The organism is Mesorhizobium sp. M1409 (assembly GCF_040317535.1).
GTDB lineage: Bacteria > Pseudomonadota > Alphaproteobacteria > Rhizobiales > Rhizobiaceae > Mesorhizobium.
In genome coordinates, this window is record NZ_JAMYKV010000001.1 from 119,655 (window position 1) to 134,833 (window position 15,179).

At 62.6% G+C, this 15,179-nt stretch carries 13 protein-coding genes; 10 read left to right on the forward strand and 3 right to left on the reverse strand.

Translation table 11 applies throughout. The annotated features are described in order from the left end of the window. Positions 1–77 precede the first annotated feature (77 nt). Genes NKG99_RS00620 through NKG99_RS00635 form a run of 4 tightly spaced genes read left to right on the forward strand, consistent with a single transcriptional unit; the run spans position 78 to position 3,448 of the window. Entirely contained in the window at positions 78–1,241 is a 1,164-nt protein-coding gene (locus tag NKG99_RS00620) for a glycosyltransferase family 87 protein (protein ID WP_352863216.1), read from the forward strand. Continuing rightward, complete coding sequence (locus NKG99_RS00625; protein WP_352863217.1) at positions 1,234–2,223, forward strand: glycosyltransferase family 2 protein; 990 nt, start codon at positions 1,234–1,236, stop codon at positions 2,221–2,223. Before NKG99_RS00620 ends, NKG99_RS00625 begins: the two co-directional genes overlap by 8 nt. After that, a complete protein-coding gene (locus tag NKG99_RS00630; RefSeq protein WP_352863219.1) occupies positions 2,220–3,041 on the forward strand; it encodes a ChbG/HpnK family deacetylase in 822 nt (273 codons plus the stop codon). Before NKG99_RS00625 ends, NKG99_RS00630 begins: the two co-directional genes overlap by 4 nt. After that, positions 3,038–3,448, forward strand: coding sequence for a GtrA family protein (locus NKG99_RS00635; RefSeq protein WP_352863220.1), 411 nt, complete (start codon positions 3,038–3,040; stop codon positions 3,446–3,448). Before NKG99_RS00630 ends, NKG99_RS00635 begins: the two co-directional genes overlap by 4 nt. 35 nt (positions 3,449–3,483) lie before the next feature. Here NKG99_RS00635 and NKG99_RS00640 read toward each other — a convergent pair whose 3' ends face one another. From NKG99_RS00640 to NKG99_RS00650, 3 genes are all read right to left on the reverse strand, one after another. Further along, positions 3,484–6,615, reverse strand: a complete 3,132-nt coding sequence (locus tag NKG99_RS00640) for an efflux RND transporter permease subunit (RefSeq protein ID WP_352863222.1) — start codon at positions 6,613–6,615, stop codon at positions 3,484–3,486. Next, a complete protein-coding gene (locus tag NKG99_RS00645) occupies positions 6,612–7,775 on the reverse strand; it encodes an efflux RND transporter periplasmic adaptor subunit (RefSeq protein WP_352863223.1) in 1,164 nt (387 codons plus the stop codon). The genes NKG99_RS00640 and NKG99_RS00645 overlap by 4 nt, the downstream gene beginning before the upstream one ends. Before the next feature lie 156 nt (positions 7,776–7,931). Beyond that, entirely contained in the window at positions 7,932–8,759 is an 828-nt protein-coding gene (locus NKG99_RS00650; RefSeq protein WP_352863225.1) for a MurR/RpiR family transcriptional regulator, read from the reverse strand. A 235-nt stretch (positions 8,760–8,994) separates the two neighbouring features. Between NKG99_RS00650 and NKG99_RS00655 the strand changes: the two genes are divergently transcribed. The 6 genes from NKG99_RS00655 to NKG99_RS00680 all read left to right on the forward strand — a co-directional run bounded on the left by NKG99_RS00655 (position 8,995) and on the right by NKG99_RS00680 (position 15,162). Then, a complete protein-coding gene (locus tag NKG99_RS00655; protein ID WP_352863226.1) occupies positions 8,995–9,813 on the forward strand; it encodes an N-formylglutamate amidohydrolase in 819 nt (272 codons plus the stop codon). Between the two features lie 21 nt (positions 9,814–9,834). Beyond that, positions 9,835–11,397 (forward strand): amino acid permease, encoded by a 1,563-nt coding sequence (locus NKG99_RS00660; RefSeq protein WP_352863227.1) that lies wholly within the window; start codon positions 9,835–9,837, stop codon positions 11,395–11,397. A gap of 86 nt (positions 11,398–11,483) precedes the next feature. Further along, positions 11,484–12,854, forward strand: a complete 1,371-nt coding sequence (locus NKG99_RS00665; RefSeq protein ID WP_352863228.1) for a glutamine synthetase family protein — start codon at positions 11,484–11,486, stop codon at positions 12,852–12,854. Positions 12,855–12,914: 60 nt separating this feature from the next. Continuing rightward, entirely contained in the window at positions 12,915–13,352 is a 438-nt protein-coding gene (locus NKG99_RS00670) for a helix-turn-helix domain-containing protein (RefSeq protein WP_352863229.1), read from the forward strand. After that, positions 13,342–13,761 carry a type II toxin-antitoxin system VapC family toxin gene (locus tag NKG99_RS00675; protein ID WP_352863230.1) on the forward strand — a complete coding sequence of 140 codons (420 nt, stop codon included), beginning with the start codon at positions 13,342–13,344 and terminating at the stop codon, positions 13,759–13,761. The genes NKG99_RS00670 and NKG99_RS00675 overlap by 11 nt, the downstream gene beginning before the upstream one ends. Before the next feature lie 15 nt (positions 13,762–13,776). After that, positions 13,777–15,162, forward strand: coding sequence for an aldehyde dehydrogenase family protein (locus tag NKG99_RS00680; protein ID WP_352863232.1), 1,386 nt, complete (start codon positions 13,777–13,779; stop codon positions 15,160–15,162). Positions 15,163–15,179 lie beyond the last annotated feature (17 nt).

Sequence of the window (15,179 nt, forward strand, 5' to 3'; positions counted from 1 at the left end):
TCCGTGATATGCCGCCGCCATCGAATGCCGGGACGGTGCCGGACTGGGCCTGTTCCGGGATAGTGTGGGGTGATTTGATGACGATATCCAAGCCGGTCTTCGACCGTTTGGGGTTCAGCCTCTGGGTCGGAACATTTCTGGTCGTTCTCGCCATGGTCCTGTGGTCACCCCACACGCGGACGGTATGGCAGGCTTATCTGGACGGCAGCGAGGCCCTTCTGGCCGGTCTGCCGCTCTACGACACCCAGTCCGAGATGGGGTATCTCTACGCGCCGGCCTTTGCCGCGCTCTATATTCCGATAGTCAAACTCGGTTCGCATTTGGGCGGCGTGGTGTGGCACACGCTTGGCTTTGCCGTGCTGACCTACGCCGCGATGCGGCAGGTGCGCAAGCTCGGCGGCGGCGAACTGACGTGGCTGCTTTCTTTCGGTCTTTTCCTCGCTTTGCCGATGGCGGCGGGGGCGATCCGTAACGGCCAGGCGACAATCCTGCTCACCGGGGCCTGCTGGCTTCTCACCCTGTCGGCGCTTGACGGGCGGCGCGCGGAGACCTTCTTCTGGGCTTCGCTTGCCGTCATCGCCAAGCCGACCGCGATCATCATGCTGTTGTTGGTGGGAGCCCTTCGGCTCCGTTTGATACCGGTGCTGGCGCTGGCGGTGCTGTTCGTGCTCGCGCTGCCCTACGCTTTCGCTCCCGCCGGCTACCTCAACGATCAGTATCGTGTCTTCGCCCAGATGCTGACTTCGATGGCCATCGACAACACCAGCCATTTCATACCCTCCGATTTCACGGCGCCGTTCACCAGGATAGGGCTGCCGATTCCGGAATTCGGCGCAACGGTCATACGCATGGTCATGGCTCTGTTTACGCTTTCGGCTGTCATCTGGTTCGACCGCAAGCTTGAACGCGGACCGGCGGGGTTGGCGATCTTCCTAACGGCCACTTTCTACATGTGCGTCTTCAACCCGCGCGTCGAGCCCAACACCTATGCGATGATCGCGGTGCCCGCCGGTCTCGCCATCGCCCTGTTGTGGCGCGAAGAACGCGGTGGCGTTCTGGCCTCGGTGTTGTCGACGGTGCTGTTCGCGGCCGGACTGACCGGCGTCGATCGCCATGTGCACGATTTCCTCTACCCCTGGTTTCGGCCGATCGCGGTTACGTTCATCGCGGGTTCGCTGATCTGGTGGTTCTGGGCCAGTGCGCGGGTAAAGGTGGTGAATGCAGGGGTCGCAAATGGCTGAGTTGCGGTCGACACTCGACATCGTGGCGCCGTTCTTCAACGAGGCGCCATCGGCATCGGCCTTCGCACGCCTGCTCGGCGAGCTCGAATCGGCCGTGGCACAGCGCTTCGGCATGACCGTGCACAAGATCCTGGTTGATGACGGCAGCCGTGACGATGGCGCTGGGCGGTTTTCGCAGGCGCTGACGGGGTCGTGGGAGCTCGTTCGCCTCAGCCGCAATTTCGGCAAGGAGGTCGCTGTGCTCGCCGGCCTCGATCGGTCGCGCGGCGACATGGTGCTGATCATGGACGCCGACCTCCAGCATTCCCTGGACATCAGCCTGAAGCTGATCACCGAGCTGGTGGAACATCCTGATGTCGATGTCGTCTATGCGCAGAACGACCGCCGCGAGGCGAGCTGGCGGCGCAGCCAGCTGGCCCGGCTTTTCTACAGCCTGATCAACAGCAGCCAGCGTTTCGACATTCCTGAAAATGCCGGCGACTTCCGCGTCATGCGCGCTGCCGTGGCGCGCGCGCTGACCAGCTTGCGCGACAAGCGACGCTTCAACAAGGGCCTGTTTGCCTGGGCGGGCTTCCGCCAGAAGGCGTTGCCCTATTCGCCGGAGGGCCGCGCCAGCGGCACGTCGAAATGGAGCCGGCTCAACCTGATCGCCTTCTCGCTCGAAGGTTTCACCTCGTTCTCCGTCATTCCGCTGCGCCTGATCAGCCTCAGCGGGCTGCTCGCGGCATTGGGCGGCGCGGTCTACGGCGCCAAAGTGTTCTTCGAGGTGATTTTCTACGGCATTGCCGTTCCCGGCTACCCCAGCCTTCTGGTCGCTGTCGTGCTGCTCGGCGGCCTCAACCTGACCCTGCTTGGCCTGATCGGCGAATATGTCTGGGTCACGCTCAGCGAGAGCAAGGATCGGCCGGTCTATCTCGTGCGCGATGTCGTGCGCAGCGAGATCTCCGCCGACAGGCCGGAGCAGGGCGCTAGCGACAGATGACGCGCCGCATCCGCCTGATCGCCGACGACTACGGCCTGGCGCCCGGCGTCTCCGCCGGGATTCTCGACCTTCTCGATCGCGGGCGGCTGACCGGAACCAGCTGCATGACTGGCTTTCCGGAATGGGAAGCGGAGGCGGCGCACATAAAGCCTTTCTGTGGCCATGTCGCGGTCGGGCTGCATCTCACCTTGACCGACCAGCCTGCGATCACCGGCCGGTCGAGCCTGGCGCCGGAAGGCCGGCTGCCGCCACTTCGCTCGTTGGCATTGCCTGTCCTGCGCGGCCACATTGCCGAGCGCGATGTCCATGCCGAGCTCGACGCCCAGTACGGCCGCTTCATCGAGGCGCTGGGGCGTCGCCCCGATTTCGTCGACGGGCATCAGCATGTGCATTTCCTTCCCGTCGTGCGCACATGGCTGCGCGCGCGCCTTGGCGAAGGAAGCGACAGGCCGGCGCTGCGCGGCGCTCCGGCACTGACCGGCCAATTCGCCTCGGCGCCGAAAGTCGCGGCGATCGCCGCGCTCGCTGTCGGCTTCAATCGGTCGATGCAGCGCGCCGGCTTCACCCTTTTTAAGCCGCTCACCGGCATCTATGACTGGCGGCAACCCGAAAAATTCGCTTCCGTGCTGCAAGCCGCCGTCGAGGCATTGCCGGAACGAGGGCTGTTCATGTGCCATCCCGGCCATGTCGACGCGACGCTGCGCGCGCGCGACACGATGCAAGGCGTGCGCGAGGTCGAATTCGCGGCCCTGGCGTCGGATGCGTTCGGTGCCAGCCTGACCCGCGCCGGTGTCGCAATCATGGATGGCAAGGGATGAGCGACGCCGAGCGGCCCCAGCGTTCGACCGGCAACAAGATCGTCCGCTTTGCCATTGTCGGACTTGCGAACACGGCCATCGACCTTGCCAGCTTCTTCCTGCTGCTCAAGCTCGGGGTTTCGCCGCTGCCGGCCAACATCGCCGCGTGGTTCATCGCCGTCACCTTCTCTTTCGCGGCGAACGGTTTCTGGTCGTTCGAGCGCAATCGAGCCATCCGGCTGCATGACGCGTTCCTTCGCTTCGCCTCCCTGGGGGGACTGATCTCGCTCGGCGTCTCCAGCCTTTCGATCGCGCTGTTCGCAACGACTGTCGGAGTTTGGCCGGCCAAGATCGGCGGTGTCGTCGTGGCGGCGGTGCTGAATTTCCTCGCCGCGCGCTGGTCGATCGAAGGCCGGTTGCTGAAATAGCGGCGGAAACCGCCCTCACTTTTGCTGGAATGTCTCTACTCGGCCGGCTCCACTTTGGTGTAGGCGGCTTCCTCGAGTTCGCGCTTCAGCCGGGCTTGCTCATGGGTCTTCGGGGTGACGAAGCGGCCAAGCAGGAGATAGGCGACCGGCGTCAGGAACAGCGTCGAGACGGTGGCAAGGCCCAGTCCGCCGACGATGACCCAGCCGAGTGCGACGCGCGCCTCGGCACCGGCGCCGCTCGCCAGCACCAGCGGCAAGCCGCCGAGCACGGTGCAGATCATCGTCATCATCACCGGCCGCACGCGGATGATCGAGGCCTGCTCGATCGCTTCGCGCACGCCAAGCCCACGATCACACAGCTGGTTGGCGAATTCGACGATCAGGATGCCGTTCTTGGCCATGACTCCGACCAGCAGCACCAGGCCGATCTGGCTGTAAGCGTTGAGGCTGGTGCCCGAGAGCAGCAGCGCGAAGATGGCGCAGGCGAGACCGAGCGGCACCGTCGCCATGATGATGACGGCGCTGACGAAGCTTTCGAACTGGGCGGCCAGCACCAAAAGGATGATAACCAGCGCGAAGCCGAAGATGGTGACCATGGCGCTGTTGGTCTCGCCCAGCGTCGCGGCCTCGGCCAGCGGCAGTATGCGGCTGCCCGCAGGCAGCAGCGGCGTGGCGATTTCCTCGGCGCGGGTGAGCGCATCGCCAAGAGCGAAGTCGCCAGTGAGGTTGGATGTGATGGCCACCGAAGGCTGCTGCTGCTCACGCGACAGCGATGGCGGCACGGCGCGCTCGGTCAGCGTGGCGATGGTCGACATCGGCACGAAGCGTCCGTCGGCGGTTTTCAGGAAGATGTTTTCCAAATCGGTCGGGTCGTTGATCGGATTGGTGGTCGAGACCAGCTTCACACCATAGCTGCGGTCGGCGATGTAGACGTCGGCGACGTCGTTGCCGTCGAGCATGGCCTGCAAGGTGTTGGCCAGCCCAGTGATGTCGATGCCGAGGTCGGAGGCGCGCTCGCGGTCGATGGCCACCGCCAGCTGCGGCTGCGTCGGGTCGATCGACAGGCGCGGGGTCTGGAAGCGCGGATCCTTCTGCATCTCGGCGATGATCTTCACCGCTGCGTCGCCGAGTGCCTTGCGGTCGTTGCCGACCAGCGCGAACTGCAGGCCGTTGCCGGCGCCGCGGATGCCGAGGCTGTTGGGCTGCACCGGGAAGATGCGCACACTCGGCACCTGTCTGGTCAACCGGCTGATCTCGGCCATGATCTCCTGCTGGCTGCGGCTGCGCTCGTTCCACGGTGCCAGCGTCATCACCATGAAGCCTGAGTTATAGGAGCCGTTCTGGCCGGCATTCTCGAAAGTGCTGCGGATCTCGCCGGAATCGCGCATCGGCTGGATCAGTTTCTCGATCTTCTGCATCTGCTGGGTGGTGTAGTCGAGGCTGACGCCCTGCGGGGCGCTGACGCGCAGCAGCACGGCGGCGCGATCCTCGGTCGGCGTCAGTTCCTGGCGTATGGTGCCGAACAGCGTGAAGGCGGTGCCGGCAAACAGCACCGCGACCAGAAGCACGATCCATGGCGCATCGAGGCAGGCGTGCAGGCCGCGCTTGTAGGCAGTATTGAGCACGCCGCCGATGCGGGCGCCGACGCCGTGACCGCCTTCGTGGTGGAGCGATGCGCTGGTCAGCATACGCGAAGCGAGCATCGGGCACAGCGTCAGCGCCACCACGCAGGACAGAAGCACCGACATGGCAAGCACGAAGCCGAATTCGCGAAACAGACCGCCGGTCTGGCCGGGCAGGAACGAGATCGGCACGAAGACGGCGACGAGCGTCAAGGTGGTGGCAATGACGGCGAAGAACACCTCCTGCGCGCCGAGCACGGCGGCTGCGCGGGGCCCCATGCCTTCATTGCGCCGTCGCACGATGTTCTCCAGCACGACGATGGCGTCGTCGACGACCAGTCCGGTCGCCAGCACCAGGGCGAGCAGGGTCAGGATGTTGACCGAGAAGCCAGCCAGATAGATGGCGGCGATGGTGCCGATCATGGCAACCGGCATCGATAGTCCCGGGATCAGCGTCGCGCGCCAGTCGAGCAGAAACACATAGATGACGATCAGCACCATGGTCACCGACAGGCCGAGCGCGATCTCGACCTCGTGCACCGCGCCGTTGACGAAGACCGCGTCGTCGCTGGTGATCTTGATCGACATGCCCTTGGGCAGGTTTTCCTGCAATTTGGCGACGGCGGCCTGGACACCGGTCGAGATGTCCAGCGTGTTCGATTCCGCCTGGCGGATGATGCCGATGCCAATACCGGTCTTGCCATCCGAACGCAGCGCGGTCTGGCCGACATCGGGGCCGAGCGTGACGGTGGCAACGTCGCGGATGCGCGTCGTGCCGCCGATGATGATGTTTTCGAACTCTTCCGGCGTGGTCACGTCGGCGGTCGTGCGGACGATCAGGTCCTGATTGGTCGTGGTGATCGAACCAGCGGGTGAATCGAAGGCGACAGAGGCAAGCGCCGCCCTGAGGTCGGCCACCGTGAAGCCGAGGCTGGCAAGCTTGTTCTGGTCGACATCGATGCGGAAGATCTTGTCGCGGTCGCCATAGACCTGGACGTCGGCAACGCCGGGCACGGCGGCCAGCTCGTCCTCGATCTGGTCCTGGACCACCACTGTCATGTCCTGGATCGACATATTGTCCGAGGTCACCGCCAATCGCAGCACCGGTTCGGAATTGGCATCGGCCTTGACGATGCGCGGCGGATCGGCGGTGTCCGGCATCTGGTTGGCGACGCGGCCGACGGCATCACGCACGTCCGAGGCGGCGACGTCGAGATCGACACCGTCGTTGAACTCGATGGTGACGCGGCTCGAACCGAACGAGGAAGAAGACGAGATCGACTTGACGCCGGAGACGCGGGCGACGGCGCCCTCGATCGTGTCGGTCAATTCGCGGTCGACGGTTTCTGCCGCCGCCCCTTCGAAGGCGGTGGAAACAGTAACGACCGCGCGATCGACGTCAGGCAGTTCACGGATCTCGACGCCATAGAAGGCGGCAAGGCCAGCAACGGCGATGAGGGTGTTCAGAACGAAGGCCATGACCGGCCTGCGGATGAACAGCGCGGTGAAGCCGGTATCGCTGGCGGTGTTGATGGTGCCGGTCATGAGCCCTCGGCCGCCTCCACGGCACGCTGCTCTTCGCCGGCAACGCGGACCGCGCCGCCCTCGCTGACGCTCTGAGTGCCTTCGGTGACCACCATGTCGCCGCTGTCGATCTCCGCGTCGATCAGCACGGTCTCGGTGTTGCGCTGGATGATGCGCACCGGGACCCGCCTGGCCTTGCCGTCCGCGATCCGCCAGACATAGGCGCCGTCCGAACCCCACAGGATCGCCAGCGGGCTGATGGCCGGATAGGTCTGTCCCGGGAATTTCATGGTGATGCCGAACGACATGCCGGCGCGCAGGGAATCGGCCGGATTGGCGATCTTGGCTTTGACCAGAAGGGTGCGGCTCTTCTCATCGATGTGATTGTCTATGGCCGAAACCGTTCCGGTATAGGCATTGCTGGGATTGGCGATCGGCGTCGCCGTCAATTGCGCGCCGACCTTCACAGCGGCGGCGAAACGCTCCGGTACCAGGAAATCGACCAGAATGCTGGAGCGGTCGTCGAGCGTGGCGATTGCCGACTGGTTGGTCACATAATTGCCGGCGGAGATCGGCAGGATGCCGACGGTGCCGGCAATCGGTGCCAGAATCGACCGACGCTGGAGTGCAAGTTCCGCGTCCTGAAGCGCCAGCTTGGCGCCCGCCAACACCACTTCGGCGTCGGCCACGGCAACCGGTGTCGCGGCGTTGGAGGCGCGCAGCGACTTGACGCGGTCAAGCTTGGCCTGCGCATCCTGCAAGGCGAGCTTGGCGCGGTCCTGGGCGATCATTTCGGTCTCGGAATCGAGGGTGGCGATGATTTGTCCCTTGTCGACATGGCTGCCGGATTCGACCAGCAACTCGGCGAGGCGGCCGGAACTGTAGGGATTGACGGTCACCGAGGCATTGGCACGGCCGGTACCGATCGCCTGCAAGCGGTCGTTGATAACAGCCGAAGTGGCCGCCAGGGCAACCACGTTCACCCGCTGGTTGCCACCACCGCGGCCGATTGCCTGCTTCGCGTTGACGGCGCCGCTTTCAGCCGGAGACGTTGCCGCATAAGCCCAGTCAATGCCCCAGCCTGCCAGCACGTCGTGAGCGCCCGGATAAAAGCGCAGCCAGGCGGATGCCGCCACCACCAGCACCACAAGCGCAAAAACTATCTGTTTCCAGGCGGCCATCGGCACTCCGGTTGGTAAAACAGTCCTTTCGTCTACCAGTTTCCCGAAATGAAGCAGACGCGGCGAGGCTATTGTAAGGCAAGAAGCCAGCCCGATATCGCGTCTTTATGACAACTCTCCGGTGTCTGCGCACATTAAATATATGTAACGTGACGCCTAACGCAGACTTTCCATCTCTCGAATGCGCTTGGCGCCCTCTGCTTCCAGTTGCCTTGTGACAGCGCCGATCAGCATTTCTGCAACGACGAAGAGGGCGGCGGAGGAATCCCACGCCGACGGCACGGCCGTTCGTCCAGCGATGACATGGCGGGCGAAACGCGCGATCGGCGATAGCCATTGGTCGGTGAACAGCACGATCTGCACGCCGCGCTGATGCGCCTTTTCGGCGAAGCGAGCGAGGCTGTCCTGATAGCGCCTGATGTCGAAGATCACCAGCACATCGCGTTTGCCCATGTCGATCAGCCTGTCGCGCCACATGCTTTCCTGACCGGCAAGGTGAAAGACATCGGGCTGAACGACGGCGAGGTGGGCGGCCATGTAACGCGCCAGCGGATCGGTGAAGCGGCCGCCGATCAGGAATGTCTTGCCGCGCCGGTCGACAAGCCGGGCGGCGATGTCGGCAAGCTGCCTGTCGGACAGGTGCCTGAACGTTTCGCGCATGTTGTCGAGCGTCGCTTCCAGCATTGGTGACACCGTGCCGCCGCCGGGCGAGGGCGGGTTGAGCGTCCTTATCGCCGGCGATTGCAATTGCGCCGCCAGTTCGTCCTGCAGGCTTGACTGGAATTCCGGATAGTTCTGGAAGCCCAGCCGGGCAACGAAGCGCAGGATCGTCGGCGAGGAGACGCCGGCCGCGGCCGAGAACTCGGCGACCGTCTTCAGGCCGATCATCGGGTAGCTGGCGATCAGCGTCTGGGCCGCGCGTCGTTCGCCGGCCGGCATCGTGCCGATGCGGTCGGCAATCAGTTCGGCAATACTGGAAATCATCTTTCCCCCACCCCCTGGAGCGGGATGGCAAACCATTCCGCTCCGTCTGTTTGTCTTGGCCCATTTCTGCGACGCCAAGCGATTCTACCTGGCTGCAAAACGCTTCGGCCCGGTCGAAGGTCTTTTCCGAAATCGCATTTGACAAAACCGGCCAAACTGTATGAAATCATCCACAGGGACGCAATGAGACAAAATACGTAACATACGATACAGCGCTCCCCGGGGACGGTAGACTATGGAGAAAGCACGGCCCGCCAGCCTTGCAGCGTCTGATACCGTGAGGGTGACGAACCCCGGCGGATCGAGCCCTTTTGTGCTGACCTGCGATCACGCCTCGAACTTCGTTCCCGCCGAATTCGGCACGCTTGGCCTTGCCGCCGAGGACCTGTCGCGCCACATCGCGTGGGATCCCGGCGCGCTGCCGGTTGCCCGCCGCATGGCGCAGGCGCTCGATGCTACGTTGGTCGAAACCCGAATTTCGCGTCTCGTCATCGACTGCAACCGGCCGCTCGATGCGCCCGATTTGATACCGCCTGTCAGTGAGACAACAGCCATACCAGGCAATGCCGGCCTGTCGGAAGGTGAGCGCGCGGCGCGCATCGCCTTGTCGTGGCAGCCGTTTCACGCCGCCATCGATCAGATTGTCTGCGACCGGCTGGCGCGCGGGCAGGCGACCCGCCTGGTTTCGGTCCACTCCTTCACGCCGGTCTACAAATCCAAAAACCGGCCCTGGCATATAGGCATCATCCACGACAAGGATCGCCGGCTGGCATCACCGCTGATATCGGCGCTGAAGCGGCTTGCTGGCGTCACCGTCGGCGTCAACGAGCCCTATTCCCCGGCCGACCGCGTCTATTTCACGCTGGAACGCCATGCGCGCTCGCGCGGCTTGCCTTGCGCGATGATCGAAATCCGCAACGATGAAATCGCCGGCGAGACCGGGCAGCGGAAATGGGCGGATATGCTCACGGGCATTTTTTCGGATCTGGAGCCAGAGGAGGCCGGACACACCAGATCGCATTCAGTCGGAAAGTCAGTTCAATCGGCCAGCTAAGAACCAACAGGGGACACCAAAATGGCAGCACCGGGTTATACTGAAGTTGACAAGAAGGAGGACCTCAAGGTTCTCCATGGAATGGGCTATGCTCAGGAACTGTCGCGAAGCATGAGCCGCTTCTCGAATTTCGCGATCTCGTTCTCGATCATCTGCATCCTTTCAGGTGGCATCAATTCCTTCGCGCAGGCGACATCGTCGATCGGTGGCGCGGGCGCGGGCATCGGCTGGATCGTCGGCTGCTGCGTATCGGGCTTCTTCGCCCTTGCCATGGCGCAGATCGCCTCGGCATTTCCGACCGCCGGCGGCCTCTATCATTGGTCGTCGATCCTCGGCAACCGCTTCACTGGCTGGCTGACGGCCTGGCTCAATCTGTTTGGCCTGATCACCGTGCTCGGCGCCATCAACATCGGCACCGCCTTCTTCTTTGTCGGAACGTTCGGAAGCTGGTTCGGCATCACCGGCACGCCGGGCGAAATCGTCGGGTTCGTAGCCTTCATCACCGTGCTGCAGGCGCTGTTCAACCATTTCGGTATCAAGCTGACGGCTATGCTGACGGATGCTTCCGGCTTCCTGATTCTCGGAGCAACGGCGGTCCTAATCGTGGCTTGCCTGGTGTTTGCGCCGGCGATCGACATCACGCGGCTTTGGACCTTCACCAACTATTCGGGCGATGCCGGTGGCGGTGTTTTCCCGCAGTCCGACTCCATGAGCTACCTGTTCCTGCTCTGCCTGCTTCTGCCGGTCTATACCATCACCGGCTACGACGCGTCGGCGCATACCTCCGAAGAAACAGAGAAGGCAGCACACTCGGTGCCGCAGGCGATCGTTTCGTCCGTGCTCTGGTCTTCGCTAATCGGTTGGGTGATGCTGTGCGCAATCGTCCTGGCTATCCCCGACCTGGCCGCCGGCGCCAAGCAGGGCTGGAACGTGTTCTTCGCCACCATGGACGCGATCATGCCCGTCTGGCTGAAGACGTTGCTGTATCTCGCAATCCTGATCTCGCAGTTCCTGTGCGGTCTCGCCACGGTGACCTCGGCCTCGCGCATGTTGTTTGCCTTCTCGCGTGACGGTGGCATGCCGTTCGGTTCCGCGTCGCTCGCCAAAGTCAACCCGACCTGGCGCACGCCAGTCAACGCGATCTGGACCGCTGCTGTGCTTGAGATCATCTATGTCTTTCTTGCACAGTTCATTTCGATTGGCGGCACCAACATCTACACCATCGTCGTCAATTCGACGCTGGTTTTCCTGTTTCTGTCGTTCATCATTCCGATCGTACTCGGCATGATGACCTTCGGAACGGCGAAATGGCCGACTCCAGGCCCGTGGAACCTCGGCGCCGGGCTGTTCAAGCTGTTTTGCGCCCTGTCGATTGTCGGCATGGCGATCATCTTCTACATCGCCATCCAGCCGCCGAACGACAAGGTGCTTTACATCACCATTGGCTTCATTGTGCTGACCGCCGTCCTTTGGTTCGGTTTCGAAAACCGCCGCTTCCAGGGTCCACCGATCGGCGACCAGATTGCCAAGCGCAGGGCTGCCATCGCGGCCGCCGAACTGGCCGTCGGCGAAACCGGCCACTAACATCAACCATCACGGCCATGGCCGGCGTTTTGCCGGCCATGGTTTCGTTTGCCCTCTCAATCGTCAAGCGCTGGAGTGCCAAAGGAATGGCCGGAAATTTCTCGTTCGATCAGTTGAAGAAAGCGGTCTCCAGCGGCGAGATCGACACGGTGCTCGCCTGCATCGTCGACATGCAGGGCCGGCTGGCGGGAAAACGGTTCCTGGCGCAGTACTTCGTCGATTCCGCGCATGACGAAACGCATGGCTGCAACTATCTGCTGGCTGCCGACATCGATATGGAGCCCGTGCCCGGCTACAAGGCGGCGAGCTGGTCGAAGGGCTATGGCGACTTCGTCATGAAGCCGGATCTGGCCACGCTGCGGCGCATTCCCTGGCTGGAAAAGACCGCACTTGTGATCTGCGACGTGCTCGACCACCACACCCACGATGACCTGCCGCATTCGCCGCGCGCCATCCTCAAGAAGCAGGTCAAGCGGCTGACGGAGCGCGGCTATATCGGCTATTTCGCTTCCGAGCTGGAATTCTATCTGTTCAACGAGACCTACGATTCCGCCCGCAAGAAACACTGGCAGGGCCTCGACACCGCCTCGCCCTATATCGGCGACTACCAGATCGGCATCACCACCAAGGAAGAAGGCGTCATGCGCCGGCTTCGCAACGAGATGGAAGCGGCCGGCATTCCGATCGAGAATTCCAAGGGCGAGTGGGGTCCGGGCCAGGAAGAGATCAATGTGCGCTATGCCGAGGCGCTCGACATGGCCGACCGCCACGTCATCCTGAAGAACGGCGCCAAGGAAATCGCCGAGTCCGAAGGCAAGGCGATTTCGTTCATGTCCAAATACAATTACGGGCTCGCCGGCAATTCCAGCCACATCCACAATTCGCTGTGGAGCGCCGACGGCAAGACGCCGTTGTTCTTCGACAAGAAAGCGGACTGGACGCTGTCGACGCTTGGCCAGCAATGGGCCGCCGGTCAGCTCAAATACGCCAAGGAATTCACCTGGTTCCTGGCGCCCTACATCAACTCCTACAAGCGCTTCCAGGCCGGTACCTTTGCGCCGACCAAGATCATGTGGAGCGAGGACAACCGCACCGCCGGCTTCCGCCTGTGCGGCGAGGGCACCAAGGGCATCCGCATGGAATGCCGCATCGGCGGCGCCGATCTCAACCCGTATCTTGCTTTCGCGGCGCTGATCGCAGCCGGCCTCGCCGGCATCGACGAGAAGCTGGAATTGCAGAAGCCGTTTGTCGGCGATGCCTATCAGGCATCTCGCCTGCCGGAGATCCCGAAGACACTGCGTGATGCGACCGAGACGCTGGCGAAGTCGAAGATGCTGAGGCAGGCGCTCGGCGAGGATGTGCTCGAACACTATGTCCACACCGCAAAATGGGAGCAGTTCGAATATGACCGCCGCATCACGGATTGGGAACTGCACAGGGGGTTCGAGCGATATTGACGCTGTTGCGTTTTTTGCGATATGTTGCGATATAAGCACCGCAACATATCGGAGGCAGTGTTGCTCAAAGGCAAAGCCAATGTCGACAAAACATGGTTCGCGGATCAGATGAAGGAGCGCAACATATCGTTGCGCCGTATGGCCAGCCGCATGAACATGCATCCCAGCGCCTTGTCGCGGACACTGAACGGCGAGCGGCGTATGCAAGTCGATGAAATACGCAGGATCGCTGAAATTTTCGACCAGCCGGAAAGCGAGGTCTTGGTCCACCTGGGCTCTTCGGATGCGAAGGCGGCGGAGCGTCGTCCCGGCTTCATGGAGGGGCAGGTGGATTTCGAGAATGCGTTAGACGTAAACGACACCGCTGGAGAATACATCGTGCCGCCGCGAGGCGCCGATCCGTTGTTTGGATGCATGGCTGGGACGCTCACGCTTCTCCCGGACGTCGATTACACCGCACCCGCGGATCCCGACTGGGGCAAGGTGTATGAGGACTGATGGGGTGCTTCTGGACACATGCTTCATGCTGTGGCTGTCGACGGAACAACCGGTCGCGAGAGCGGCGGTTGAGAGGGTGACCAGCGCGCGCAAAAATGGCGACGTGATCGCCGTTTCCGTCATGTCCGCCTGGGAAATCGGAATGCTGGTTTCTAAAGGCCGGCTTCCGTTCATCAAGTCACCGCTCGCATGGTTTGAACGGTTCGTGCAGGCTGGTGCAACGAGCGTTGAAGGCATCGACAGTGAGCTCTTGGTCGAGTCTTCGTTCCTGCCCGGCGTCGTTCACAACGATCCAACAGATCGGATCATCATAGCTACGGCGCGCTCGAAGAATTTGGAAATTATCACCCGCGATCGCGCGATCCTTGCCTATGGCTCGGCTGGCTTCGTCAAAACAGTTCCTTGTTGATTTGGAGACGTTTAATTGGAAACCGTGAAACTCATATCCCCCGTCGATGGCTCGATCTATGCCGAGAGGCCCGTGGCAACGGACCAGGCGATCAACGCCGCGGTAGAACGTGCCAAGGCGGCGCAGGAGAAGTGGGCTGAGACACCGATCGTCGAGCGCGGCAAGTACATGCTGGCGATGCTGGAAGCGCTGGTCGCGATGACAGACGAGATCGTGCCGGAAATCGCCTGGCAGATGGGGCGGCCTGTTCGTTATGGCGGTGAGTTCGGCGGTGTCAAGGAACGCACCAACTACATGGTCGAGATCGCCGAGGCGGCGCTCAAGTCTGTGCCGGCCTCCAATCCGAAGGATGGCTTCCGCCGCTATGTGAAGAAGGATCCGCTCGGCGTGGTCATGGTGATCGCGCCGTGGAATTATCCTTACCTCACCGCCGTCAACACCATCGTGCCGGCGCTGATGGCCGGCAACACCGTGATCCTCAAGCATGCGGCGCAGACGCTGCTGGTTGGCGAGCGCTTTCAGCAGACCTTCGACAAGGCCGGTCTGCCGAAGGGTGTGTTCCAGAATATCGTGCTGAACCACGCCCAGACCGAGAAACTGCTCGGCTCGGGCAAGATCGACCATGTCAATTTCACCGGTTCGGTCGCCGGCGGCCGCGCCATCGAAAGAGTGGCGGCGGGCACTTTCATGACCCTCGGCCTAGAGCTTGGCGGCAAGGATCCGGCCTATGTGCTGCCCGACGCCAAGATGGACCATGCGGTCGCCAATCTGGTCGACGGCGCCTTCTACAATTCCGGCCAGTGCTGCTGCGGCATCGAACGCGTCTACGTGCACGAAAAGGTCTATGACGAATTCGTCGAAGGCTTCATCGCCGAGACGAAGAACTATGTCGTCGGCAATCCGCTCGACCAAGCGACGACGATGGGGCCGATGGCGCAGGCGCGCTTCGCCGACCTGATCCGCGAGCAGAAGGCCGAGGCATTGCGCAAGGGCGCGGCGGCGCACGTCAACATGAAGGTGGCGAACGACAAGGCCGGCTCGCCCTATCTGGCGCCGGAAGTGCTGACCAATGTCGACCATCAGATGAGTGTCATGCGCGAGGAGAGTTTTGGGCCGATCGTCGGCATCATGAAGGTGCGCAACGACGAAGAGGCGATCGCGTTGATGAACGACAGTCCCTACGGGCTGACGGCCTCGATCTGGACGCGCGATACCGAGCATGCGGTGGCGATCGGCAACCGCGTCGAAACCGGCACGGTGTTCATGAACCGTTGCGACTACCTCGATCCGGCGCTGGTCTGGACCGGCGTCAAGGACACCGGCAAGGGTGCCGGCCTGTCCGCCATCGGCTATGACAATCTGACCAGGCCGAAGTCATTCCATCTGCGCGAAGCCATCTGAGCTGCCTGAGTACCGAG

Coding starts and splice junctions, on each gene's coding strand:
- NKG99_RS00620 (WP_352863216.1), top strand. CDS start 78: ATGACGATATCCAAGCCGGTCTTCGACCGTTTGGGGTTCAGCCTCTGG.
- NKG99_RS00625 (WP_352863217.1), top strand. CDS start 1,234: ATGGCTGAGTTGCGGTCGACACTCGACATCGTGGCGCCGTTCTTCAAC.
- NKG99_RS00630 (WP_352863219.1), top strand. CDS start 2,220: ATGACGCGCCGCATCCGCCTGATCGCCGACGACTACGGCCTGGCGCCC.
- NKG99_RS00635 (WP_352863220.1), top strand. CDS start 3,038: ATGAGCGACGCCGAGCGGCCCCAGCGTTCGACCGGCAACAAGATCGTC.
- NKG99_RS00640 (WP_352863222.1), bottom strand. CDS start 6,615: ATGACCGGCACCATCAACACCGCCAGCGATACCGGCTTCACCGCGCTG.
- NKG99_RS00645 (WP_352863223.1), bottom strand. CDS start 7,775: ATGGCCGCCTGGAAACAGATAGTTTTTGCGCTTGTGGTGCTGGTGGTG.
- NKG99_RS00650 (WP_352863225.1), bottom strand. CDS start 8,759: ATGATTTCCAGTATTGCCGAACTGATTGCCGACCGCATCGGCACGATG.
- NKG99_RS00655 (WP_352863226.1), top strand. CDS start 8,995: ATGGAGAAAGCACGGCCCGCCAGCCTTGCAGCGTCTGATACCGTGAGG.
- NKG99_RS00660 (WP_352863227.1), top strand. CDS start 9,835: ATGGCAGCACCGGGTTATACTGAAGTTGACAAGAAGGAGGACCTCAAG.
- NKG99_RS00665 (WP_352863228.1), top strand. CDS start 11,484: ATGGCCGGAAATTTCTCGTTCGATCAGTTGAAGAAAGCGGTCTCCAGC.
- NKG99_RS00675 (WP_352863230.1), top strand. CDS start 13,342: ATGAGGACTGATGGGGTGCTTCTGGACACATGCTTCATGCTGTGGCTG.